We start from the raw sequence: 24,199 nt of genomic DNA, 5'->3' as shown, positions 1-24,199 counted from the left end.
CATCCGGCGACGCAACGCCCGTGCAACTCTTGGACGGCACTGGGCACCGTCCGTATGACCTGCGGGAAGCGCTGGTCCGAGATGCGTCCCATGGCGTGCGCCATCTTCGGCGACGCGGGGAGGACGGTGACCGTCCGCGCCGAGATGTCGCGGGTGCGGCGGCATTTGGGCAGCGTCCTTCGGCACCGTCCGTACCGGTTCCACGATCGCGTCGAGGTGACGTGCAGCGGCCCGCGCATCCTGGCGACCTGCTGCCCGGCTCCACCGCGCCCGCTGTGCACCGCCGCGGGCTGACTGCAACTCCGCTGCAACCGTTGGCCGCCCAGCCTGTGGCGCGTATCACGGTGCCCAGGTGATCCGCCACCGCTGCCGACTCGGCGAGCCGAAGGAGTTCCCGCCATGACGACGACCACGCCCATTCGCCGTGCCGAGGCGCGGCGTGCACTGCCCTGGTACGCCTCCAACACGGCGGGGCCAACGCGTTCGGCAACCGGCCGAAAGGGCCGAACGCCGCCGTCGACTACCTGGGGCGCATCGCCGTGACGTTCGTGGTCGGCATCGCGACGTTCCTGTCGCCCGGCCGGTGCTCCACGAACCGGTCGTGGCAGGCGCGATGCACGGCAGCGCGCTGGGCTGGATGGTGCTGTGGACGCTGTTCTACGTGCTCTGCCTGAACGGCCACGGCCTCCCTCAACCTGAAACCGATCAACCCTCGTAAGGAGACCCGAATGAGCATCGAAGGCAAAGTGGCCGTCGTGACGGGCGCCGGCCGCGGCATCGGCCGGGCGATCGCCCTGCGTCTCGCCGCGGACGGCGCGGACATCGCCGTCAACGACGTGCGCGCCGAAAGCGCCCAGGCGGTGGCCGAGGAGATCGAAGCGCTCGGGCGTCGAGCGGTGGCGCTGCCGGCCGACGTGAGCGATCGGGACGCCGTCTTCGGCCTCGTCGACACGACGGTCGACGCGCTGGGGCGGCTTGACGTGATGGTGTCCAACGCGGGTATCGCACAGGTCAAGCCGCTCACCGAGGTGACACCGGACGAACTGGAGACCCTGTTCCGGGTCAACGTGTTCGGCGTCATCTACTGTCTGCAGGCCGCCGCGGCCCGGATGCGCGCGCAGGGCACCGGCGGGAAGATCATCAACGCCGCCTCGATCGCCGGGCACTCCGGGTTCGACTACCTCGGCGCGTATTCGGCGACGAAGTTCGGCGTCGTGGGCCTGACCCAGGCCGCGGCCAAGGAACTCGCGCCACACGGCATCACCGTCAACTCCTACTGCCCCGGCATCGTCGGCACCGACATGTGGGATCTGATCGACGGCAAGCTCGGCGCACACCTCGGCTTGGGCAAGGGACAGGCGCTCGAACGGTACGCCGCCGGTATCCCGCTCGGCCGCGTGCAGACCCCCGAGGACGTCGCCGCCTTCGTGTCCTATCTGGCCGGCCCGGACTCCGACTACATGACCGGACAGTCCGTGATGATCGACGGAGGCCTCGTGATGCGCTGACCCGCCGTTTCATCCGCGCTTCCGGCCGGTCCGCGACGTCGAGGCCGGCGGTGACGGTCGCAATGTGTGCGTCAAGCGGCGCCGCAACAGGGGTGCGCAGGGGGCGGCGTCGGCGAGGTTTGCAACTCCTGGCAACCCTGTCGGCCCGGCCGGTTTCCGTAGTTCCATGACCGCGGCGGTCGCCAGGACGGTGGCCGCATCGGCCGGTGAAAGGGGTTTTGCAGCATGACCGCGGTGGGCATCGTGGCCAATCCCGCATCGGGCCGGGACATCCGGCGGCTGGTGGCCAGTGCGTCGGTCTTCCCCACGGCCGAGAAGGCCAACATGGTGCAGCGCATGTTCACCGCTCTGGGCGTGGTGGGTGTCGAGAAGGTGTTCGTCTCCGTCGACCTGGGCGGGATCTCCGCCAACGTGCTGCGCGCCGTCCGCAACCGGCCCAAGACCGCCACGCCGTGGCCCGAGGTCCGCTTCGTCGACGACGACGCCATCACCAACGGCGCCGAGGACACCACCAACGCGGTGCGCCGCATGGTCGCCGCCGGAGCCCAGGTGATCATCTGCCTCGGCGGTGACGGGACGGCCCGCGTGGCCACGGCCGCGATGCTCGCGGGCCCCGGCCACGACATACCGCTGCTGTCGCTGTCCACGGGGACCAACAACGCCTTTCCCGAACTGCGGGAGGCGACCGTCGCGGGTCTGGCGGCGGGCCTGGTCGCCACCGGCGCCGTCGACATCTCCCTGGCCACGAACAGGGCGACCGTCCTTGAGGTGACCAGCGGGGATCGCAGTGAACTGGCCTTGGTCGACGTCGGCGTGTCCACCGCACGCTATGTGGGCTCCAGGGCCCTGTGGCACCCCGACGCGCTGACCGAGCTCTACTGCACCTTCGCCGAGCCGGACGCGATCGGCCTGTCCTCGATCCCGGGCCTGCTCTGCCCGAGTCCGCGGGACGAGCCTGACGGCGTCGTCCTGCGGCTGTGCCCGGTCGAGCGGGCGACCACCGTCGTTCACGCACCGATCGCTCCGGGACTGGTGCTGCCCGTCGGGGTGGCCGACTGGCGTCCTCTGCGCGTCGGCGAGCGGATCGAGGTGACCACCCGCCAGGGGGTGGTCGCGGTCGACGGCGAGCGTGAGATCGAACTGCACGGCGGCGCGGCGGCCGTGCGGCTCCGGGCGGACGGTCCCCGCTGTGTCGACATCACGGCCGCCATGACCCACGCGGCCAGGGCGGGCCTGCTCCGGCACGAGCTTTCTCCCCGTCAATGAAGCGACGTTCATCCAGAAAGGACGGTCACGATGACGACCACCCAGCCGGACCGGATCTCACTGGGGCTCGACGAGAAGGCGTTGCTCGACGCCTACCGGACGATGCGCACCATCCGTGACTTCGAGGAACGGCTGCACGAGGAGTTCGCCACCGGCGAGATCCCCGGGTTCGTGCACCTCTACGCGGGTGAGGAAGCCTCCGCGACCGGGGTCTGCGCGCACCTCGACGAGCGGGACTCGATCGCCAGCACCCACCGAGGCCATGGCCACTGCATCGCCAAGGGCGTGGACGTCAAGTCGATGATGGCCGAGATCTACGGCCGCAAGACGGGGTCGTGTCACGGCAAGGGCGGCTCGATGCACATCGCCGATCTGTCCAAGGGCATGCTCGGCGCCAACGGCATCGTCGGTGGCGGCCCGCCGCTGATCTGCGGCACCGCGCTGGCCGCCAAGCTGCAGGGCACGGGCGGGGTCGGAGTCGCGTTCTTCGGCGACGGCGCGAGCAACCAGGGGACGACGCTGGAGGCGATGAACCTGGCGTCGGTGTGGAACCTGCCGGCGATCTTCGTGGCGGAGAACAACGGCTATGCCGAGGCGACGTCGAGCACGTGGTCGGTGGCCGCGGACAACATCGCCGACCGCGCCGCCGGGTTCGGCATGCCGGGCGTGATCGTGGACGGGTTCGACTTCTTCGCCGTGTACGAGGCGGCGGGGGAGGCCGTCCAGCGGGCCCGCGAGGGTGGTGGCCCGACGCTGATCGAGATCAAGTTCACCCGCTACTTCGGCCACTTCGAGGGCGACCAGCAGACCTACCGCGCCGACGAGGTCGCCCGTGCCCGCGAGACGCTGGACTGCCTCAAGCGCTTCCGCGCCCGCGTCACCGAGAGCGGCCAACTGGACGCGTCGGCCCTGGACGGGATCGACGCCCAGGTCGCCGACCTCATCGACGCCGCGGTCGCCGAGGCGAAGCTGGCGCCGAAGCCGACCGCCGCCGACCTGACCACCGACGTCTACGTCACCTACTGACCCGAAGGACTTCCAGGAGCGAGTCATGGCACGGACGATCAGCTACCGCGAAGCGATCAACGAGGCGCTCGCGCAGGAGATGGAACGGGACCCCTCGGTCATCGTCATCGGCGAGGACAACGCGGGCGGCGCCGGCAGCCCCGGCGACGACGACGCGTGGGGCGGCGTTCTCGGCGTCACCAAAGGGCTTTACCACCGCTTCCCCGGCCGGGTACTGGACACCCCGATCAGCGAGTCCGCGTTCATCGGCGCCGCGGTCGGCGCCGCCACGCGTGGCCTGCGCCCGGTCGCGGAACTGATGTTCATCGACTTCATGGGCGTCTGCTTCGACCAGATCTTCAACCAGGCCGCCAAATTCCGCTACATGTTCGGCGGCAAGGCCGAAACCCCCGTGGTGGTGCGCACCATGTACGGCGCGGGCCTCAACGCCGCCGCGCAGCACTCCCAGTGCCTGTACCCGGTCTTCACGCACATCCCCGGCCTGAAGGTCGTGCTGCCCTCCAGCCCGTACGAGGCCAAGGGCCTGCTCATCCAGTCCATCCGGGACAACGATCCGGTGATCTTCTGCGAGCACAAGGCCATGTACGACGTCACCGGCGAGGTACCCGAGGACAGCTACACGATCCCGTTCGGCGAGGCCAACGTGGTCCGTGACGGCGACGACGTCACGATCGTGGCACTGGGCCGCATGGTGGCGATGGCCGAGCAGGCGGCCGCGGAACTGGCCGGCCAGGGCATCGAGGCGGAGATCATCGACCCGCGCACCACCAGCCCGCTCGACACCGAGACGATCCTGGAGAGCGTCGAGAACACCGGCCGCCTCGTGATCGTCGACGAGGCGAACCCGCGCTGCGGCATGGCCTCCGACATCTCCGGCCTGGTGGCCCAGGAGGCCTTCGGTGCGCTGCGGGCGCCCATCGCGATGGTGACCGCGCCGCACACGCCCGTCCCGTTCGCGCAGTCTCTCGAGTCGCTCTACATCCCGGACGCGCAGAAGGTGACCAACGCCGTCAAGAAGACCATGGATTGGAAGAAGTGACGAAAGCCGTGAGTACCGAAGACACCATCACGAAGGTCACCATGCCCAAATGGGGCCTGTCGATGACCAGCGGCAAGGTCACCGGCTGGATCGTGGCCGAGGGTGACGAGGTGACCGACGGCGACGAGCTGGCCGACATCGACACCGACAAGATCACGGGCGCTCTGGAGGCCACCGGGTCGGGTGTCGTACGGCGGCTCATCGCCGAGGTGAACGAGGACATCCCGGTCGGCGCCACCATCGCGCTCATCGCGCCCGCCGACGTGCCGGACGAGCTGATCGACCAGGTCGCCCGCGCCGCCCGGGAGGAACTGGACTCCGGCGCGGTCGCGGAGGTCGCCGGGCCGATCACCGGCACGGTGACCGTGGACGGGCGGAGCATCTCCTACGCCACCCTCGGCGAGGGGGAGGAGACCGTGCTGCTCGTGCACGGCTACGGCGGCGACAAGAACTCCTGGCTGTTCGTGCAGGAACCGCTGTCCGCCGAGGCCACGGTGCACGCGATCGACCTGCCCGGTCACGGCGAGTCCACCAAGGACGTCGGCGACGGCTCCCTGGACACGCTCGCGGGCGCCGTGCTCGGCTTCCTTGAGCAGCGGGGCGTCACCCGGGTCCACCTGGTCGGCCACTCGCTCGGCGGCGCCGTGGTCACCGCGGCCGCCGCCCGCGAACCGGGCAAGGTCGCGTCGCTGACACTCGTGGCGCCCGCCGGTTACGGCACCGCCATCGACGCCGGATACCTGCGCGGATTCGCCGGCGCCTCGTCCCGCCGCGAGCTGAAACCGCACCTGACCAAACTGTTCGCCGACCCCTCGCAGGTCACCCGGCAACTGGCCGATGACCTGATGAAGTACAAGCGGCTCGACGGCGTGCCACAGGCGCTCGACACACTGCTCGGCACCCTGCTCGACGGCGACCGGCCCGGCATCGACGTGGACGGCCTGCTCGACAGGATCGGCGCTCCGGTGCGGGTGGTGTGGGGCCGGGCCGATCAGGTGCTGCCCGTCGACAACGCCGGGACGCTGACCGGCCGCGCCCAAATCACCTACGTCGACGACGCCGGTCACATGGTGCACATGGAACAGCCTTCCGCCGTGGTCGGCGCCGTCACCAAGGCACTGAAGGGCTGAGCATCGTTCGTCTGGCGCCGGCATGACGCGCCAGGACGCTACCGCACCACCCGGTACGTCAGGTGGGTGACGAGGGCGGTGCCGGTCGGGGTGCCGACCGGTTCGAGGTTCGTGTCGCCGACGCCGTCGAACAGCCGCTCGCCCCGGCCGAGGATCACCGGGGCGACGTGCAGGCGCAGTTCGTCGATCAGTCCGGCCGCCAGGTACTGGTTGACCGTCTGCGCGCCGCCCGCGATCGCGACGTCGCGGTCGCCGGCGGCCTCGCGCGCCGCGGCCAGGGCGGCCTCGATGCCGTCGGTGACGAAGACGAACGTCGTGCCGCCCTTCATGGTCAGCGGCTCGCGGGGGTGGTGGGTCAGGACGAACACCGGCGCGTGGTACGGGGGTTCCTCGCCCCACCAGCCGGTCCAGTCCAGGTCCCACTCGCCGCGGCCGGGGCTGAACATGTTGCGTCCCATGACGAACGCGCCCGCCGCGACGATGCCGTCCAGCACCGCCTTGTGCGCCTCGGGCTCGTCGAACATCCAGCGGTGCAGACGCTCGCCGACGCCTTCGCCGAACGGGTCGTCCAGGCTCTGGTGCAGGCCCGCCACGTACCCGTCGATCGACATCGCCATGTCACTGGTGACCTTGCTCATCTCTTCGCCTCCCTGTGGGGTGGTGTCGTTTCACAGGGGGTCGGAGCGGCGGGGGAGGTCTCTACATGGCTCAGGAGAAATTTCTCAGCGGATTCCGGACGACAGCGGCGGCGTGACGCCGGACCCCGGCCGCGCTGGTCATGTGGTCGAGGCGCGGCCGGGGGAGCGTGGCGCGGTCGGTCAGGCGCGGGGTTCGATGCGGGCGCCGCCGAAGATGACGCCGCGGGGCATGGGGAGGTTCAGGAAGTCGTGCGGGAAGCCCAGCTCGATCTCGCTGACCTTCTCCAGGGCGGCCCGCTGGTCGTCGGTGAAGGTCACCTCCAAGGCCCCGAGGTTGTCCTCCAGTTGGGCGAGGGTGCGGGCGCCGGTGATCGGCGCGGTGACGCCCGGGTTGAGCAGCGTCCAGGCGATCGCGACCTGCGACGGCGTCCGGCCCATCTCGGCGGCGACGTCCCGTACCGTGTCGGCGATGTCCAGGGCGTGTTCGGTCAGCGCCCCGTTGGCGGCCGCGACGTTCTTGCGGGTGCCCGTGACCTCTCCCTCGCCGCCGCCGTGGTCGAGGTCGGCGCGGGTGTACTTGCCGGTCAGCACGCCGCTGGCCAGCGGCGACCACGGGACGACGCCCAGGCCCATCTCCCGCGCCATCGGGATCAGGTCGCGTTCGGTGGTGCGCTGCGCCAGGCTGTACTCCACCTGCAGCGCGACCAGCGGGGCCCAGCCGCGCAGGTCGGCGATCGCCTGCATGCGGGAGACCTGCCAGGCGGGGGTGTCGGAGATCCCCACGTACAGCACCTTGCCCGACCGGACGAGGTCGTCCAGGCCGCGCAGCACCTCCTCGACGGGGGTGGTGAAGTCCCAGGCGTGCAGGTACAGCAGGTCGATGTAGTCGGTGTCCAGACGGCGCAGGCTCTGCTCGACCGAGTTGACCATGCTCTTGCGGTGGTTGCCGCCGGAGTTCGGGTCGCCCGGACGCGAGGCCATCGAGTACTTGGTGGCCAGCACCAGGCGGTCCCGCCGGTCCTTGGCGAACCTGCCGACCAGCCGTTCGGAGGTGCCGCCGGTGTACTGGCTGGCGGTGTCGACGAAGTTGCCGCCCCGGTCGACGTAGGCGTCGAAGATCCGGCGGGACTCGGCCTCGTCCGCGCCCCATCCCCAGTCGGTGCCGAACGTCATCGTGCCCAGCGAGATCGGCGAGACGCGCAGCCCCGAACGGCCCAGCAAACGGTAGGTGTCCAGTTCCACGTGCATTCCCCTCGTGTCGTATGCAGCGTCCAGACTGCGGCGCCGGTGAGGGGACGGCCAGGGAGACCTCTTCCTGGGAAAGGTCTTCCCACCCGGACGTAGGATCAGGGCGATGGACACCACCCGGGAACTGGCGGCGTTCCTGCGGACGCGCCGTGAGCGTCTGGCTCCGTCCGACGTCGGGCTTCCGGAGTCGCGGCGGCCCCGGCGCACCCCCGGTCTGCGCCGCGAGGAGGTCGCCGAGCTGGCCGGCGTCAGCGTCGACTACGTGGTCCGCCTGGAGCAGGGCCGGGGCCTGCGGCCGTCGGCGAGCGTGCTGGACGCCCTCGCCCGCGCCCTGCGGCTGAGCGACGACGAACGCTCCTACCTGTTCGACCTGGCGGGGCAGCGCCCGTCCGTCCGGCCGCCGCGCCTCGTCCGGCCCCCGGCCTCGCTGGCGCGGCTGGTGGACGACCTGTCGCCGCTGCCCGCGATGCTGCTGGACCATCGCTTCGACATCATCGCCTGGAACCGCGAGATGTCCGCGCTGATGCTCGACTTCGGTGAACTGCCCGACGAGCACCGCAACGCGATGTGGCTGTGCGTGATGCATCCGGCGTTGCGGGGTTTCTTCCGCGACCGCGACCTGGTGCTCCGTGAGGGCATCGCCGACCTGCGGGCCGCCTGCGCCGCCCACCCCGACGACACCGCGCTGACCGGCCTGGTCGCCTCGCTGACCGCGGGCAGCGAGGAGTTCGCCCGGCTGTGGGCGCAGCGCGACGTCAAGGTGAACGGACGCGGCCACAAGCGCCTGGCGCATCCGGACGCGGGCCCGCTCACCATCGAGTTCGAGGTGCTGTCCCCGCTGCAGGAACCGCACCACCGGCTGGTGATCTACCGCGCCGCCGACCCGGCGTCCCAGGCCGCCCTCGACGCTCTCATCGGCCGCGCCGCCCGCCCCCTGCAGTCCGTCGGCGCTCCCGACGGCCGGCCGCACTGACGCCGGGGCGGAGGGATTGCCCCTATATTCCGTCGCGGTTATATTCGTGGGGTGGCGACGACGTTCGAGGTGCTCGCGGAACCGCGGCGCAGGCAGATCCTCGACCTGCTGCGCGGGGGTGAGCGCATGGTCGGGGACCTGGTGGAGCGGCTGCCGCTGCCCCAGCCGGCCGTGTCCAAGCACCTGAAGGTGCTGCGGGAGGCGGGGCTGGTGGAGGTCCGCCAGGACGCCCAGCGTCGCTGGTACCGGCTGCGGCCCGAGCCGCTGATGGAGATCGACGCCTGGCTGGAGCCCTACCGGCGGATGTGGTCGGACCGGCTGGACGCGCTCGAACGGCATCTGGACGCGATGCCCGACCGCGACGACGAGGCCTGACCGAGCCCCCAGCGGCCGGTCACCCGCCCGGGGTGACGGGCGCCGGGCCGTGGTGGGTGGCGTGCCGGCGGAAGGGCCATTGGTGCACCGGGCGCAGCAGCAGGTCGTCCGGTGGGTCGGGCAGACGCGGCGGGGCGCCCGTTCCGTGGACGATGACGACCACCCTGTCCTGCCCTCCGGTGTAGGTGCTGACACCGAGGCAGGCCCCAGCGGCGAGCAGGGCGGGGACCGCGGTCTGCTCCACCCAGTCGAGCAGCTCTTCTTGGCGGCCCGGCCGGGCACGCGCCTCCCACATGAGGGTGTCGGCCGGCGGATTGGTGTTCATGTGAGTCTCCGAGGCGGGCGGGCGCGGGGTCAGGGTCGTGTGCGCAGCGGAGGGACGGTGGGGACCTCGGGGGCGTTCTCGATGTCCTCGATCGTCATCTTGAAGCCGTCGGGATAGGCGTCGCGCCGGGTGCGGCGGTCGGGTTCGCTGGTCCGCCACGTGTAGAAGCACAGGGCGCACTGCAGCACGTCCCAGGCGCCGGGGACCGGCGACGTGTACAGCTGCTCGATGGTCTGGTGCCCGCAGCGCGGGCAGATGGTCGTCTCCGCGGCCATGTCGGGCGTCCTTCCGCTCGGGTGGGTGACGGGTCAGCGGGCGGCGAGGGCCTGCAGCCTGCTCAGCCAGGCCCCCATCTCGGGCAGGTCGCGGACCTGGTTGCCGTAATTGCCGCGCCGGTCGGGCTCGACGGGGGTGGTGGCGTCGATGATGAGCTTGTCGACCACGCCCGGGGTCTGGGCCTGGGGCGCCAGCTCCAGGACGGACAGGTTCGGGACGACGACCAGGTCGCCCGCGGGGTTCATCTTCGTGGACAGCGCCCACATCACCTGCGGCAGGTTGAAGGGGTCCACGTCCTCGTCGACCACGATCACGATGGCGGCGTAGCCGAGCCCGTGCGGGGTGGTCAGCACCCGCATCCCGACGGCCTTGGCGAAGCCGCCGTAGCGCTTTCCCGTCGAGACGATGACGACCAGGCCGTGGGTGTACATGGCGTTGACCGCCCGGACCTCGGGGAACGCCCGCGTGAGCTGCTGGTGCAGCGGCACGCAGGTGCTCGCGGCGATCAGGTAGTCGATCTCCGTCCACGGCATGCCGAGGTAGAGGTGCTCGAAGATCGGGTCGGTGCGGTGGGAGATCGCGTCGACGCGGATGACGGTCATGTTGCGGCCGCCGGAGTAGTGCCCGGTGAACTCGCCGAACGGGCCCTCGATCTCCCGTTTGCGGCCCTCGATCACTCCCTCGATCACCACCTCGGAGCCCCACGGCACCGGCAGGCCCGTCACGGGGGCCTTGGCGACCGGGGCGGGCGCGCCGCGCAGCGCGCCGGCCAGCTCGTACTCGTTCTGGTCGTACTCCATCGGGGTGGAGGCGACGATGGAGATCACCGGGTCGTTGCCGAGGGTGATGGCGACGGGCAGGTCCTCGCCCTTCTCCTCGGCCTTGCGCAGATGCTGGGCGATGTCGTGCATGGGCACGGGCTGCAGGGCGAGCCTGCGCCTGCCCTTGACCTCGATGCGGTAGACGCCGACGTTCTGCTTGCCGGAGTTCTCCGGGTCGTCGGGGTCCTTGGAGACGACCGCGGCCTTGTCGATGTAGAAACCACCGTCCCCGTCGTTGAGGCGGATCAGGGGGAGCACGTCGAAGACGTTGACGTCGTCGCCCGCCATGGTGTTCTGCGCCCACGGCGGCGCGTCGCGCCACTCCGGCGCGACGGGGAACCGCTCCCAGCGGCGGATGAACTCCTCCACCTGCTCCCTGATGGAGGTCCCCTTCGGCAGGCCGAGCGCCAGCGCGTGGTTGGCCCACGAGCCGTGCACGTTCATGGCGATCCGGGCGTCGGTGAAGCCCGTGACGTTGTCGAAGTACAGCGCCGGCGCCGCGTCGCCCAGCCGCGGCGCCGCGTTCGCGGCCGCGGCGATGTCCGGCTCCGGCATCACCTCGTCGGTGATCCGCAGCAGCTGGCCTTCCTTGTCCAGGGTGTCCAGGAAGCCGCGCAGGTCGTCGTAGGCTGCCATGAGAGTGTCCCTTCACGGCCCGGCGAGATGCTCCGGGCCACGGGCTTTCCGCAGGTCGTACCCGGGCTGCGCGGGCGAACCGCCCGGCGCCGGACGAAGCGGCGGGCTGTCCCGGCAGGGGTCGGTCAGGCGGTGGCGGCCACGGTGTCGTCGTCCACCGGGGTCCGGTCCGCGGCGGCCACCGGACGCTGGTCGCGGGAGGGGGCGGCGGCCGGCGAGCGCGCGCCCTGCCGCATTCCGGTCCACCGGCGCGCCGTCGGCAGGTCGAGCCCGAACTGGTCCAGGGTCCGTCCGACGATGTGCTCGACGATGTCGGCGACGGTCGCCGGGCGGTCGTAGAACGCGGGTGCGGGCGGCAGCACGGTCGCGCCCATCCGGGAGAGCGCCAGCAGGTTCTCCAGGTGGATCGTCGACAGCGGCGCCTCCCGCGCCAGCAGGACCAGACGGCGGCCCTCCTTGAGCGTGACGTCCGCCGCGCGGCCGATCAGGTCGTCGGCATAGCCGGTCCGGATGCCGGCGACGGTCTTCATGCTGCACGGCGCGACCGCCATGCCGTCCGTGCGGAACGAGCCGCTGGAGATCGCCGCGCCCTGGTCGTCCGGCGCGTAGCTGACGCTCGCCAGGCCGGTCACCTCGCGCACGGTGTACGGGGTCTCCTCGGCGATGGTGGCACGCGCCCAGCGGCTCACCACCAGATGGGTCTCCACGTCGAGTTCGCGCAGGGCGGTCAGCAGGCGCACCCCGATGATCGCGCCGGTGGCGCCCGTCATGGCGACGACGAGTCGCACGGCGAACCTCCCCCAAAGGCGAGTGGCGCGGGCACGGTGCGCGCCCGCGATGGCGGATCCGGGCTCGGGGCGCGTGCGGTCAGGGCGTCCCGGCGTGCTCGCGCCGGGCGGGCGTGCTGACACCGTCCCAGCGGTACCGGTCGGTGTGCGGCAGGCCCAGCAGCTGGAGCACGCGCTCGACCAGTTCGTCCTGCAGCTCGGCCAGGGTCTCGGGGACGTTGTAGTAGGTGGGGATCATCGGATAGACGATCGCGCCGGCCTCGGTCACCGCGACCATGTTGCGCAGGTGGACGAGGTTCAGCGGGGTCTCGCGCAGGCACAGCACGAGCCGGCGGCGTTCCTTCAGCGCGACGTCGGCGGCGCGTTCGATCAGGTCGTGTGCCAGCCCCTGGGCGATGCGGCCGAGCACTCCGGCCGCGCACGGCAGGATCACCATCGCGTCGTAGGGGTAGCTTCCGCTGGTCACCGGGCCGGCGAGATCGGCCGGATCCAGCATGCGCACCTTGGCCGAGGTGGCCTCCAGCGCCTGGGCGACCGAGTCGGGGTCGTCCTGGGTGCCGAACTCCAGGGCCGCCAGCTTGCGCCCGTTGGCCGACACCAGGAGGTCCACATGGGCGACCCGCTCGTCCTGCTGGAGAGCGGCCAGCAGCCGTTTGGACGCGCCGACGCCACCGGCGCCCGTCACCGCCAGTGTGATTCTCCGGTTGTCGGGCATGATCTCCGCTCCTTGGTCAGCGCAGGACGTCTGGGTCACCGGGTGGCGCCGACGCAGGAGTGCCCGCGCGCGGGGGCGCGAAACCTGCCGCACTGTGGGGCAAATGCCCGTTGAACAGGGCAAATGTGGCTATCTGGGCTGAGTGTCCGGGGGGCGGTGCGGCGGGTGCGGGGATGGCGTGATGCGGATCACGCAAGTTGGCAGTAGGTGAAGTTTTGCGGGTTGTGCAAGTTCGTCGTACGGTTGGGGCATGACGGTGGAAATGGGCCTGCGCGAGCGCAAGAAGGCCGCGACCCGGGAGGCGTTGAGCCGGGCGGCGGTACGGCTGGTGCTGGCGCGGGGCGTGGAGGGCGTCACGGTCGAGGCGATCGCCGACGAGGCGGGGGTCTCACCGCGGACGTTCCACAACTATTTCCCCGGCAAGGAAGAGGCGATCGTCGCGCCGCTGGTGGACGGGGTGCGGGCGCTGATCGACGGGGTGCGGGCCCGGCCGGCGGACGAGCCGATCTGGGAGACGCTGCGGCAGGCGGCCCTGGAAGTGCTGGGACCCGTCGGCGACCCGGAAGAGACCGTCGCGCTGCTGCACGCCGTCAAGGACAACCCCGCGCTGGTCGCCTGGCACATGCGCGGCTTCGTGGAGCTGCAGGAGGAGCTCTGCGCGGCCGTGGCGGAACGCACCGGAACCGACGCGGAACGCGACCTGTACCCCCGGCTGATGGCGGGGACCGTCGGCCTGGCGCTCCGCGCCGCAATCGATCTGTGGACGGAAGGAAAGACCGACACGGACATCACCGCGCTGTTCGAGGACGCCTTCGCCCGGCTCCGCGCCGGGCTCGCGACCCCCTGAACCCCTCGGCGCCGGCCCCGCCGTCAGGCCGGCCGCCGCAAGTCTGCTGACGGCATCCCACCCTCCCCCCCGTTCGCGTCTGACGAGCCAGCCCGTCGTCAGGCGATCTCGCCACCCGCCCGTAGGTGGTGCGCTGCCGTCGTAGGGGACGTTCCCCCGGCAGCTGATCGTGACCGATTCGTCATCGATTGGGATTCGCATGGCCACGTTCCTGTATCGGCTCGCCCGGTTCTCCTACCGGCGGCGAAGGCTCGTCGCCCTGCTCTGGGTGGGGCTGCTGGTGCTGTTCGGCGTCGGCGCCGCCACGTTGAGCGGGCCGACCACCAGCGACTTCTCGATGCCCGGGACCGAGTCGCAGCGGACGATCGACATCCTGGAGAAGCGGATGCCCCAGGTGTCGGCGGACGCGGCGAACGCGCGCGTGGTGTTCGCCGCCCCCGAGGGCGGCACGCTCACCGGCGGCGCGAACCGGGCCGCCGTCCAGCAGGTGATCGGCAAGCTGAAGACCGCCCCGCAGGTCGCGAACGTCGTCGACCCGTACCAGGCCAGGGCGGTCTCCCCGGACGGGAGGATCGCCTACGCCCAGGTCACCTACCGGGTGACCGCGATCGACGTCACCGAGGAGGCGCGCGACGCGCTCAAGGAGGCCGCCGAGCCGGGACGCGCCGCCGGGCTGACCGTCGAGATGGGCGGCCCCGCCACCGAGGGCATGCCCGAGCAGAGCGCCACCGAGGTCATCGGCCTGGTCGTCGCCGCCGTGGTCCTGGTGATCACGTTCGGGTCGTTGATCGCGGCCGGGCTGCCGCTGCTGAACGCGATCCTCGGCGTCGGCATCGCCATGGCGGGCATCACCGCCGCGACCGGCCTGGTCGACATGAGCTCCACCACCCCCACGCTCGCGCTGATGCTCGGCCTGGCCGTGGCCATCGACTACGCCCTGTTCATCGTGTCCCGCTACCGGCACGAGCTGCGGGAGGGACGCGACGGCGAGGAGGCCGCGGGCCGCGCCGTGGGCACCGCGGGCTCGGCGGTGGTGTTCGCCGGGCTGACCGTCATCATCGCGCTCGTCGGGCTGGCCGTGGTGAACATCCCGATCCTCACCGAGATGGGGGTCGCCGCCGGATTCGCCGTCGCGGTGGCCGTGCTCATCGCGCTCAGCCTGCTGCCCGCGCTGCTCGGCTTCGCCGGGAACCGCGTGCTGGGCGGCCGCATCCCCGGCCTGCGCGGCGGCGACGGCGGCGCCAAGGGGCCCATGGGCGAGCGGTGGGCGCGGTTCGTCGTCCGGCGTCCGCTGCCGGTGCTGCTGCTCGCCGTCGTCGGCATGGGCGTGGTCGCCGCGCCGGCGCTGGACCTGCGGCTCGGCCTGCCCGGCGACGAGATCAAGCCGTCGCACACCACCCAGCGCAAGGCCTACGACCTGCTCAGCGAGGGCTTCGGGCCCGGGTTCAACGGGCCGCTCATGGTCGTGGTGGACGGCCGGAACGCCCAGGCCGCCGCGCAGCGGTTCGCCGGCCGCATCCAGGGCCTCGGCGACGTGGCCGCGGTGACGCCCCCGACCGTCAACCCCGCCGGTGACACCGCCGTGCTGACCGTGGTGCCCAAGAGCGGGCCGAGTGACAAGGCCACCGAGGACCTCGTCGAACGCATCCGCGACCTGCCGTCCATCGGCGGCGCGAACGCCCTGGTCACCGGATCGACCGCCATGGGCATCGACGTGTCGGCCAAGCTGTCGGCGGCGCTGCTGCCCTACCTGGCGGTCGTCGTCGGGCTGGCGTTCGTCCTGCTGATGCTGGTGTTCCGCTCGATCGTGGTGCCGCTGAAGGCCACGCTGGGGTTCCTGCTGTCGGTGGCGGCGACGTTCGGCGCCGTGGTGGCGGTGTTCCAGTGGGGCTGGCTGGCCGACGTGCTGGGCGTCGACCAGACCGGCCCGATCATCAGCATCATGCCGATCTTCCTGATCGGGGTGGTGTTCGGGCTGGCCATGGACTACCAGGTGTTCCTGGTCACCCGGATGCGCGAGGAGTACGTGCACGGCGCCGCGCCCAAGGAGGCGGTGGTCACCGGGTTCCGGCACGGCGCCCGGGTCGTCACCGCGGCCGCCGTCATCATGATCGCGGTGTTCGCCGGGTTCGTCACGGCCGGCGAATCCATGATCAAGATGATGGGCTTCGCGCTGGCGGCCGGGGTGGCCTTCGACGCCTTCGTGGTCCGGATGATGATCGTCCCGGCGGTGATGGCGCTGCTCGGACGCGCCGCCTGGTGGCTGCCGTCCTGGCTGGACCGCATCCTGCCGGACGTCGACGTCGAGGGCGAGAAGCTGCGGCTGCTGCTCGGCGACGAGACCGCCGGCACGCCGGACCGGCGCGAGCCGCAGCCCGCCGGCCGTAACTAGACGGGCGCCCGGCCGAGTGTGCGCCCGCCCCCGAGCGGGCGCACACCCCGCCCCCACGGCGCCGATTCAAGCGTCGCCTGGGCGTTCATCCGCCGCCCGAACGCCCAGGCGACTCCTCCGTGCCCGAATCACTCGTGCCCGCGGGGAAGCCCGACCGGTCAGGCGGCGATGGTGTAGCGCAGCACCGCCCCCACGCCGAGGCCCGCGTACGGGTCGTCCGACGGCATGATGAACAGCTCGCCGTCGGAGCACGCGGCGGCGCGGATCAGCGCGGCGTCGGCGCGCTCCTCCACGGGGTCCTTGACGCCGGCTTCGAGCAGTTCCTCGGCGGTCAGGGCCACGTCCCCGGGCTCCGGCCCCACCCACAGCCGGGCGGGGGAGTCGGGGTCGTCCTCCAGCAGCAGGCTCTCCACCTGGCCGCGGCGCAGCGCCTGCACGGTGGAGGGCAGGCCCGCCACGGCGCGCTGGCCGTTGGCCAGCTCGCGTTCGAACCGCTCGGCGACCGCGCCGACCCGCTCGGTCCGCCTGATCTCGAGAATGCGGGCGATCTCGGCGTCCAGCCCGGCCCCGTCGGCGCCGTCGGCGCGCGAACCGCGGTCGGTCTCGACGGTGCGGTCGCGCAGCCCCTCGGAGATCTCCTCCAGCACCGCCCCGCGCGCCTGGACGTCCCCGGCGACCACGACGGCCTCGGCGCCGCACCGCTTGGCGGCCTGGTCGACCTCGCGGCCCACCTTCTTGGCGTTGGCCTTCCACACCATCTCGGCGGCGCGCTGGAACCGCGACTGGTTCCAGTCGCCCGCCTTGGTCTTGCGGATCGGATACTCCTCGTCGCCCTCGACCTCGAACACGCGGCGCTTCCCGTCCGCGGTCACACAGCAGATCTCCCCGCCGCGGCGGTCCACGAGCACCCGCACGTACGGCAGCGGCTCGCCGCGCGCGGCCAGGTAGGGCAGGACGTGCGGCAGCGGCGCCACCCGGGCCAGCGCGGCGGCCGGCGGGCCGGGCAGCCGCTCGGCGTGCACCACCTCGCCGTCCGCCGCGAAGAGCACCAGCCCGGTGGAGCGGCGCTCGCGCAGTTCGGCCAGCACGGCCTCCTCGACGGCGCCCAGCGTGCCGTGCGGCGCCCCCTGCTCCTCCAGGTCCGCGCGCAGCGCCCGCCACCGCAGCTCGGCGGCCTTGGGCGCGTCCTCGGTGGTGCGGGTCAGGTCCACGTACACGGACGCGTACGGGCCCGACCGGCGGTACAGCGGTTTGAGGAAAGTGAGATCCATGGGGCCGCCGTACCCGTGACGACCAAGTCAAACGTAAAAAGGGGCCATCGGAAGACAACGTGGCAGGGGCCGCCCCCCGGGCCGCCCCCGCCGCCGTCAGCCTTCGGCGGCCTGCTGGAGCCGGGCGTAGGCCAGCTGCAGCCAGTCCGACCCGGCCACCGCCGTCATCGTGGCGCCCACCGCCCGGGTCGCCCGAGGCGCCAGCATCAGCCCCGCCGCGTACCCGGTGGCCACCCACTGCGCCGTGCAGAACGGGCAGGTGATCAGCTCTCCCACGGCATGCCGCACGCCGCTGCCGCGCACCTCCTCGGCCAGCTCCGACGGCCCGGACGTGCCCTCGTACCGGGTGAACGGGGCGCGCAACGGGCTGGTCACGGGATCCTTGGCGATCAGCCGGGACAGCTTGTGCGTGGTGATCGTCATCAGCGCCAGGTCGCCGAGCCCGATGACGTGACCCGTGCGTCCCGTCCGCCGGCCCCGCGCGGCGCGTCCGGCCGTGCGGACGGCGCGCAGCACCCAGGGCAGGGCCGCGTCACCGGTGCGGTTGCGACGGCGCTGCGCCAGCAGCGCCAGCGTCCCGGCGGTGACCGCGTACACCGCCATCGTCCCCAGGTAGGAACCCAGCGGCCGGTCGGCGTCCCCGGCGTACTCGCGCTTGTGCTTGCGTGCGGTGTCGACGACCGAGGTCATCGCTCCTCCGTGTCGTTGGCTGCGATCGCGTCGCCCTGTCCGATCGAGAGGCGAACGCGTACCTACCGCCCTTTACCCGTGCACCGAGGACGAATCATGTACGCCCCTCGGGGTAACGGTCGGGGAGATCGACGAGACGACCACCGACGAAGGGGGACGTCATGACCGAGAACATCCCGGGCGGAGACCCGGAGCGGCGATACACCTCCGGTCCCGAGGACGAGGGCATCCCCGACCTGCAGGACGGCACCCCCGGACAGCAGCGGGCCCAGGACCCGCAGGAGGCCCCCGTCCCCGGCGACCGCCCCATGGCGCTGGACGAGTTCGGGATGACCGAGGAGGAGATGCGCGCGGGCGAACCCCTCGACATGCGGCTGGCCCGCGAGGAGCCCGACATCCCCGAAGTGCCGGACGAGCCCTACCGGCCCGCCGGGCGCATCGTGGAGGAGGACGAGGGGGCCCGCACCGACACCGAGAAGGACGCCGTCGCCTACGACGCGGGCGACGACGCCGGCGGATATACCGCCGAGGAACGCGCCATGCGCATCGAGGACGAGTAACCGACTGCGCGAAGCGTCGCGCGGTCCCCCGGGTGCTGTCGTGCGCACTGGCCGCGAGCCGCGGTGAACGATACGGTTCGCGGTTCGCGGCGCATGGCAGCACAATTCCAGATACCGGTCCGTCCGGGACAATGGCGACCGGAAGGGGGACCGCGTGCGCATCGGCATTCTCGGCCCGCTCGACGTGCGGGACCACGCCTCGGGACGGCCCGTGGCGCTGAACGGCCCCCGGTTGCGCGCCCTGCTGATCCGCCTGGCCGTGGACCCCGGCCGTTGGGTCCCGGTCGAACGGCTCCTGGACGACCTGTGGGACGGAGCCCCTCCCTCAGGAGGCGCGGGCGCGCTCCAGGCACTGGTGTCCCGGCTGCGCGCCGCCGCCGGACGCGACCTCGTCGAGCACGGGCCGCCCGGTTACCGGCTGGCCGTCGCCCCGGGCGATGTCGACACGGTCGAGTTCGAACGCCGCGTCGCCGCCGCGCGCGCTCGCACCGACCCGGCCGCACGCGCCGAAGCACTGCGAAGCGCCCTTGAACTGTGGCGCGGCCCAGCGCTCGCCGACGTCGCCGACGCCGACTTCGCCGCCGCGCCCATCGCCCGCCTGGAGGGCCTGCGCCTGGCGGCGATCGAGGACCGGATCGAGGCCGACCTGGCCGCCGGCGACCCGGCCGGCCTCGTCCCGGAGCTTGAGGCGCTCACCGTCGCACACCCGCTTCGCGAACGCCTGCGCGGGCAGCTGATGCGCGCGCTCTACGCGACGGGACGGCAGGCCGACGCCCTCACCGTGTACGAGGAGACGCGCCGGACCCTCGCCGACCGGCTCGGCATCGACCCGTCACCGGAACTGGCGGAACTGCACCTGGCCGTCCTGCGCCGCGACCCCGCCCTCTCCAGCCCCGAATCCGCCTCCCGCCCCGAAGCCGCCGACCGGCCGGCGGGGGACTCCGCGGCGGAGACGGCGACGCCGCCGCACCGGCGCCGCACGAACCTGCCCGCCCAGCTCACCAGCTTCGTCGGACGCGAAGAGGAGTCGCGGCAGGTCGGCAAGCTGCTGCGCGAGTCGCGGCTGGTCACGCTGATCGGCCCCGGCGGCGCGGGCAAGACCCGGCTGGCCTGCGAGGCCGCGGCCCCGCTGGTCGACACCACGGCCGACGGGGTCTGGTTCGTCCCGCTGGCGTCGGTGAGCGACGCCGCCGACGTGGGCCCCGCCGTGCTCGCCGCCCTCGGCCTGGCCGACCCCGTCCGTCCCAGCCACGAGACGCGGTCCCCGGCACGCGCCCTGGACCGGCTCGCCGACGCCCTGACGACCTGGGACACCGTCCTGGTCCTGGACAACTGCGAGCATCTCGTCGACGCGGTGGCGGCGCTGGCGGACCGGGTCCTGGCCGCCGCCCCCGACGCGCGGATCCTCGCCACCAGCCGCGAGCCGCTCGGCATCATCGGCGAGTCGCTGTGCCCCGTGCCGTCCCTGCCTCTGCCGCCGCCCGACGCCGACGCCCAGGAGGCCATGCGGCACGCCTCCGTCCGCCTTCTCGCCGACCGGGCCGCCGCCGTCCGTCCCGGCTTCACCGTCGACGACACCACCGCCGCACCCGTCGTCGCGATCTGCCGCGCGCTCGACGGCATCCCGCTGGCGATCGAACTGGCCGCCGCCCGCATGCGCGCCCTGACCCCCGCGCAGGTCGCCGACCGCCTCGGCGACCGCTTCCGGCTGCTGACCGCCGGCAGCCGCGCGGCCCTGCCCCGCCACCGCACCCTGCGCGCGGTCGTCGACTGGAGTTGGGACCTGCTGGACGACGACGAACGCGCCGTCCTGCGCCGGCTGTCGGTGTTCGCGGGCGGCGCCGTCCCCGAGGCCGCCGTCCGCGTGTGCGCGTCACCCGGCGGCACGGACGGCCCCGCCGCCGCCGACGTGCTCGACGTGATCGCCTCCCTCGTGGAGAAGTCGCTGGTCATGGCGGACGGTGCCGCGCAGGTCCGCTACCGGCTGCTGGAGACCGTCCGCGTGTACGCGGCCGAACGCCTCGCCGAGGCCGGCGAAGGTGACCGCGTCCGCGACGCGCACGCCGCCCACTTCGTGGAACTGGCCGAACGCGCCGAACCCGAACTGCGCGGCCACGACCAGTTGCCGTGGATCGCCCGCCTCATCACCGAGCACGACAACTGCACCGCCGCGCTGCGCCATGTCGTCGAGACCCGCGACGTGCGCACCGGACTGCGGCTGGTGGCCGCACTGACCTGGTTCTGGTTCGTCCGCGACATGGAGATGGAGGTCGGCGGCTGGTCGGTCGCGATCCGCGACATGGCGGGCGGCGCCGTACCGTCCGACCTGCGGGAGGAGTACGCCACCTGCTCGTTCCTCGCCGCCCTGGTGAGCGAGCTCAAGACCGGACCGGGCTTCACGCAGGAGGCCATGCGGAACATCGTCGAGCAGGTTCTGCCCCTTGTGCCGCCAAACCCCAGGCACCCCCTTCTCAACCTGGCCGAACCGCTCTCCCATTTCGTTGTGGGACGGTTGGACCTCGTCCGCGAGTCCCTCGCCGACATCGAACGGCACCCCGACCCATGGTGCCGCGCCATGGGACTGATCCTGCGCGGCGAACTGGGCCTGTACTCCGGGGAGATCGACGTCGCCTTCTCCGACATGACCGCCGGATACCGGGGTTTCCGCGCCATCGGCGACCGCCTGGGCATGCAGATCGGACTCGGCGGCCTGACCCAGGTCGCCCTCGCCCGCGGCCAGGCCGAAACCGCCCTCCGGCTCGTGGAGGAGGCCCTCGGCTACACCCTCCAGGGAGTGAACCCCGACCAGGGAGCCTCGTTCCGTCTGCTTCTGGGCCGGATCCGCGCGCAGATGGGAGACCTCGAAGGCGGCCGCCGAGAGATCGAGCGGGGGACTCGCACGCTGGAAAGGGTCGGCGAACACGCCGACGCGGCGGGCGGCTACCTGGCCTCGTGCGAGCTGAGCAGACACGCCGGCGACGCGGCAACGGCCCGGGCGATGCTGGACGCGGCCCTCGCGCTGGTCGAACCGCGCCAGGCCCGCGCGGACTTCGTCCAGGTGACCGCCCTGACGTTCAGCAAACTCGGCTGCCTGGCCGCGCAGGAGGGCGACCTGCCGGCCGCGGAACGCTGGCACGGACGGGCCATGGACGTGGCACGCGACGCCGTCTGGCTGAGCAACCAGCCGATCGCGACGCTCGTCGAAGGCCTGGCCGCCCTCGCCTCCGCGCGGGGCGACCACCGGCGCGCCGCCGAACTGCTCGGCACGGCGCGCACGCTCCACGGCTACCACGACGAAGCGAGCTTCGACGTCCGCCAGACCGAGGCCGCCGCCACCGCCGCCCTCGGCGAGACCGAGTACGCCTCGGCGTACGAGGAGGGCCGCCGCGTCACCCGCGACGCCGCCCTGACCCTGACCCCTGACCCGCCGATCTCGTCGGCCTAGGGATCGCGGCTCCGAAGAGAACGCGGACGACCAGGACCTCGCCCTGGGGGGCGAGGCCCTGGAGTCATCCAACGGTGCTGCCCGGAGCGGGGCCGCCCAGCGCGGCATGGCCCCACCGGGCGGGCCGGTCACACGCGACGCGCGTACATCCGCATCGCCAGCGGGAACGTCACCGCGACGATTCCGGCCGCCCACGCCAGCGTGTACCACACCGAGTTCCCGACCGGACCGCCCAGCGTCAGCGCCCGCACCGCGTCCGCCAGATGCGTCACCGGGTTCACCTTCGTCCACGCCTCCAGCCACCCCGGCATCGTGGAGGTGTCGGGGACGAGAATGCTGCTGCCGAACGTCAACGGCATGACGAAGATGAACGACAGCCCCTGCACGCTCTCGGGCGACGGCGCTATGAGCCCCACCAGCACCGAGATCCAGCACACCGCCAGGTAGAACACGTACGCCAGCCCGAACGCCGCGAGCACCGACAGCGGATCGTTGTCGAACCGGAACCCCAGCAGCGTCCCGCACAGCACCAGCATCACCATCACGCTGCAGAACCGCACCGTCTCCCCGATCACGGCCCCCGTCAGGGGCGCCGACCGGGCGATCGGCAGACTGCGGAACCGGTCGAACACGCCCTTGTGGATGTCCTCGTTCAGCGCGGTGCCCAGCCCCATAGTGGCGAACATCGCCATCTGCGCCACCAGCCCCGGCAGCAGTTGCTGCAGATAGGCGTGCGTGTCACCGGCCACCGCCCCGCCGAAGACGTACAGGAACAGCAGCAGGAACACCACCGGCGTCAACGTCGAGTCCAGCAGCTTCTCCGGCGAATGCCGCAACTGGGCCACGTTGCGCCAGGCCAGCGTCAGCGAGTGCCGCAGCGTCCGGCGCGGGCTGATCCGCCGGGGCGGCTCCCCGCGCACGCCCCCGGCCACCGTCGTCATCGCGGTCATACCGCGCTCCCTTCCTTGACGCGCTCGGCCTCGTCGCCGGCGACGTGACCGGTCAGTGTGAGGAACACCTCGTCCAGGCTCGGCATCCGCAGTGCCAGCTCGGCCACCGCGATCCGCGCCTCGTCCAGCCGCCGCACCAGCGCCGTCAGCACGTCCGGGTCCGCGACGGGCGCGGTGACCAGCCCCGTCGTCTCGTCGGCCGTCGGCTCGCCACCGACCAGCCCGCCGACGATCGCGGCCAGCTGCCCCACCCGGTGCCGCTCCGCCGCCCGCACCGTCAGCGTCTGCCGCCCGACCCGCGCCTTCAGCTCGGCGGATGTGCCGTCGGCGATCACCCGTCCGTGGTCGAACACCACGATCCGGTCCGCCAGCTCGTCCGCCTCCTCCAGGTACTGCGTGGTGAGCAGCACGGTGGTGCCGTCGTTCACCAGGGCGCGGACGGTGTCCCACACCTCGTTGCGGGCCCGCGGGTCGAGCCCTGTCGTGGGCTCGTCCAGGTAGATCACCTCGGGCCGGTTGACCAGGCTCGCCGCCAGGTCCAGGCGGCGCCGCATCCCGCCCGAGTACGTCTTGACCGCGCGCCCGGCGGCCTCGTCGAGCCGGAACCCGGCGAGCAGCTCCCGCGCCCGGGCCCGCGCCTCGGCCCGCCCGAAGTCCAGCAGCCGGCCGATCATCACCAGGTTCTCCAGCCCGGTCAGCTCCTCGTCCACCGAGGCGTACTGGCCGGTCAGCCCGATCGTCGCGCGCACCTGCGCGGCATCCTTCACCACGTCGAACCCGCAGACCTCGGCGCGTCCCGCATCGGGCTTGAGCAGGGTCGCCAGCACCCGCACCGCCGTGGTCTTGCCCGCCCCGTTCGGGCCGAGCACCCCGAGGACGGTGCCCCGGCGCGCCTCGAGATCGACGCCGTCCAGGGCCTGCGTCTCCCCGAATCTCTTGCGCAGCCCCTCGGCGCGTATCACGTATGACAAGTCCCGTGTCATGTCCCGCCTTCCGGTCGGTCGTCATGGTTCGTTCGTTCAGCGGGACCACCCTCGGCGTGGCCGCTGACACGGCACCGACACGGCGGCGGGCCGCGCTGACATGGCACTGACACGCACGGGGCGCCGGCGGCGGCTCGCCCCGGTGAACGGGCGGTGACCAGGGGGTTTGCGGCAGGGGACGACAAGCCGGACGGCTCGATTTGACGGGGGGCGCACGCCTGCCTAATCTTCTTCGTGCCCCAAGGGGATGCGGGACGCCGGAGACGGCGGACGGCCCCGGGGAACCTCCCGACAGAA

At 72.2% G+C, this 24,199-nt stretch carries 23 protein-coding genes; 12 read left to right on the top strand and 11 right to left on the bottom strand.

All coding sequences use genetic code 11. From position 1 onward, the window contains the following. Window positions 1–54 precede the first annotated feature (54 nt). The 6 genes from ABD811_RS22610 (at window position 55) to ABD811_RS22585 (ending at window position 5,969) form a co-directional block, all read left to right on the top strand. Window positions 55–294: a hypothetical protein gene (locus ABD811_RS22610; RefSeq protein ID WP_344951082.1), complete on the top strand. Its 240-nt coding sequence runs from the start codon at window positions 55–57 to the stop codon at window positions 292–294. Between the two features lie 434 nt (window positions 295–728). After that, window positions 729–1,508 carry an acetoin reductase gene (locus tag ABD811_RS22605; RefSeq protein ID WP_344951080.1) on the top strand — a complete coding sequence of 260 codons (780 nt, stop codon included), beginning with the start codon at window positions 729–731 and terminating at the stop codon, window positions 1,506–1,508. A gap of 225 nt (window positions 1,509–1,733) precedes the next feature. Continuing rightward, window positions 1,734–2,774, top strand: coding sequence for an ATP-NAD kinase family protein (locus ABD811_RS22600; RefSeq protein ID WP_344951077.1), 1,041 nt, complete (start codon window positions 1,734–1,736; stop codon window positions 2,772–2,774). Window positions 2,775–2,804: 30 nt separating this feature from the next. Continuing rightward, window positions 2,805–3,800, top strand: a complete 996-nt coding sequence (locus tag ABD811_RS22595; RefSeq protein ID WP_344951075.1) for a thiamine pyrophosphate-dependent dehydrogenase E1 component subunit alpha — start codon at window positions 2,805–2,807, stop codon at window positions 3,798–3,800. Between the two features lie 25 nt (window positions 3,801–3,825). Then, window positions 3,826–4,839, top strand: coding sequence for an alpha-ketoacid dehydrogenase subunit beta (locus ABD811_RS22590; RefSeq protein ID WP_344951073.1), 1,014 nt, complete (start codon window positions 3,826–3,828; stop codon window positions 4,837–4,839). A gap of 8 nt (window positions 4,840–4,847) precedes the next feature. Next, on the top strand, window positions 4,848–5,969 hold the full coding sequence (locus ABD811_RS22585) for an acetoin dehydrogenase dihydrolipoyllysine-residue acetyltransferase subunit (RefSeq protein WP_344951070.1): 1,122 nt from the start codon (window positions 4,848–4,850) through the stop codon (window positions 5,967–5,969). 38 nt (window positions 5,970–6,007) lie between these two features. On the opposite strand, the gene ABD811_RS22580 is transcribed toward ABD811_RS22585, so the two are convergent. Both ABD811_RS22580 and ABD811_RS22575 read right to left on the bottom strand, forming a co-directional pair. Further along, window positions 6,008–6,607 carry a dihydrofolate reductase family protein gene (locus tag ABD811_RS22580; protein ID WP_344951068.1) on the bottom strand — a complete coding sequence of 200 codons (600 nt, stop codon included), beginning with the start codon at window positions 6,605–6,607 and terminating at the stop codon, window positions 6,008–6,010. A gap of 180 nt (window positions 6,608–6,787) precedes the next feature. Next, window positions 6,788–7,855, bottom strand: coding sequence for an aldo/keto reductase (locus tag ABD811_RS22575; protein WP_425549445.1), 1,068 nt, complete (start codon window positions 7,853–7,855; stop codon window positions 6,788–6,790). Window positions 7,856–7,961: 106 nt separating this feature from the next. Between ABD811_RS22575 and ABD811_RS22570 the strand changes: the two genes are divergently transcribed. Both ABD811_RS22570 and ABD811_RS22565 read left to right on the top strand, forming a co-directional pair. Then, the gene (locus tag ABD811_RS22570) at window positions 7,962–8,828 is read left to right on the top strand and encodes a helix-turn-helix transcriptional regulator (protein ID WP_344951062.1); all 867 of its coding nucleotides are present in this window, start codon (window positions 7,962–7,964) and stop codon (window positions 8,826–8,828) included. Between the two features lie 51 nt (window positions 8,829–8,879). Beyond that, a complete protein-coding gene (locus tag ABD811_RS22565; protein WP_344951059.1) occupies window positions 8,880–9,203 on the top strand; it encodes an ArsR/SmtB family transcription factor in 324 nt (107 codons plus the stop codon). 19 nt (window positions 9,204–9,222) lie between these two features. On the opposite strand, the gene ABD811_RS22560 is transcribed toward ABD811_RS22565, so the two are convergent. The 5 genes from ABD811_RS22560 to ABD811_RS22540 all read right to left on the bottom strand — a co-directional run bounded on the left by ABD811_RS22560 (window position 9,223) and on the right by ABD811_RS22540 (window position 12,764). Then, window positions 9,223–9,528 (bottom strand): hypothetical protein, encoded by a 306-nt coding sequence (locus ABD811_RS22560; protein ID WP_344951056.1) that lies wholly within the window; start codon window positions 9,526–9,528, stop codon window positions 9,223–9,225. Window positions 9,529–9,557: 29 nt separating this feature from the next. After that, window positions 9,558–9,803, bottom strand: a complete 246-nt coding sequence (locus ABD811_RS22555) for a non-oxidative hydroxyarylic acid decarboxylases subunit D (RefSeq protein ID WP_344951053.1) — start codon at window positions 9,801–9,803, stop codon at window positions 9,558–9,560. Window positions 9,804–9,836: 33 nt separating this feature from the next. Further along, window positions 9,837–11,261, bottom strand: coding sequence for a non-oxidative hydroxyarylic acid decarboxylases subunit C (locus tag ABD811_RS22550; protein ID WP_344951050.1), 1,425 nt, complete (start codon window positions 11,259–11,261; stop codon window positions 9,837–9,839). A gap of 125 nt (window positions 11,262–11,386) precedes the next feature. After that, window positions 11,387–12,049, bottom strand: coding sequence for a UbiX family flavin prenyltransferase (locus tag ABD811_RS22545; protein WP_344951047.1), 663 nt, complete (start codon window positions 12,047–12,049; stop codon window positions 11,387–11,389). 79 nt (window positions 12,050–12,128) lie between these two features. Next, the gene (locus ABD811_RS22540) at window positions 12,129–12,764 is read right to left on the bottom strand and encodes a UbiX family flavin prenyltransferase (protein ID WP_344951044.1); all 636 of its coding nucleotides are present in this window, start codon (window positions 12,762–12,764) and stop codon (window positions 12,129–12,131) included. 250 nt (window positions 12,765–13,014) lie between these two features. On the opposite strand from ABD811_RS22540, the gene ABD811_RS22535 reads away from it, so the two are divergent. Together ABD811_RS22535 and ABD811_RS22530 are read left to right on the top strand one after the other, a co-directional pair. Further along, window positions 13,015–13,611, top strand: a complete 597-nt coding sequence (locus tag ABD811_RS22535) for an acyl-CoA-like ligand-binding transcription factor (protein WP_344951041.1) — start codon at window positions 13,015–13,017, stop codon at window positions 13,609–13,611. Window positions 13,612–13,810: 199 nt separating this feature from the next. Beyond that, entirely contained in the window at window positions 13,811–16,003 is a 2,193-nt protein-coding gene (locus tag ABD811_RS22530) for an MMPL family transporter (RefSeq protein WP_344951038.1), read from the top strand. A 158-nt stretch (window positions 16,004–16,161) separates the two neighbouring features. Here ABD811_RS22530 and ABD811_RS22525 read toward each other — a convergent pair whose 3' ends face one another. After that, a complete protein-coding gene (locus ABD811_RS22525) occupies window positions 16,162–17,274 on the bottom strand; it encodes a baeRF2 domain-containing protein (protein WP_344951035.1) in 1,113 nt (370 codons plus the stop codon). Between the two features lie 96 nt (window positions 17,275–17,370). Beyond that, window positions 17,371–17,964, bottom strand: a complete 594-nt coding sequence (locus ABD811_RS22520; protein WP_344951032.1) for a DUF1360 domain-containing protein — start codon at window positions 17,962–17,964, stop codon at window positions 17,371–17,373. A 161-nt stretch (window positions 17,965–18,125) separates the two neighbouring features. Between ABD811_RS22520 and ABD811_RS22515 the strand changes: the two genes are divergently transcribed. Beyond that, complete coding sequence (locus ABD811_RS22515; protein WP_344951030.1) at window positions 18,126–18,524, top strand: DUF5709 domain-containing protein; 399 nt, start codon at window positions 18,126–18,128, stop codon at window positions 18,522–18,524. A gap of 154 nt (window positions 18,525–18,678) precedes the next feature. Continuing rightward, a complete protein-coding gene (locus tag ABD811_RS22510) occupies window positions 18,679–21,969 on the top strand; it encodes an AfsR/SARP family transcriptional regulator (RefSeq protein WP_344951027.1) in 3,291 nt (1,096 codons plus the stop codon). 128 nt (window positions 21,970–22,097) lie between these two features. Here ABD811_RS22510 and ABD811_RS22505 read toward each other — a convergent pair whose 3' ends face one another. Beyond that, window positions 22,098–22,919, bottom strand: coding sequence for an ABC transporter permease (locus ABD811_RS22505; protein ID WP_344951024.1), 822 nt, complete (start codon window positions 22,917–22,919; stop codon window positions 22,098–22,100). Next, window positions 22,916–23,890, bottom strand: coding sequence for an ATP-binding cassette domain-containing protein (locus ABD811_RS22500; protein WP_344951168.1), 975 nt, complete (start codon window positions 23,888–23,890; stop codon window positions 22,916–22,918). The genes ABD811_RS22505 and ABD811_RS22500 overlap by 4 nt, the downstream gene beginning before the upstream one ends. Between the last annotated feature and the right edge of the window lie 309 nt (window positions 23,891–24,199).

This window comes from Actinomadura miaoliensis (assembly GCF_039536785.1).
GTDB lineage: Bacteria > Actinomycetota > Actinomycetes > Streptosporangiales > Streptosporangiaceae > Spirillospora > Spirillospora miaoliensis.
This window is presented reverse-complemented; position numbering and strand designations above follow the sequence as displayed.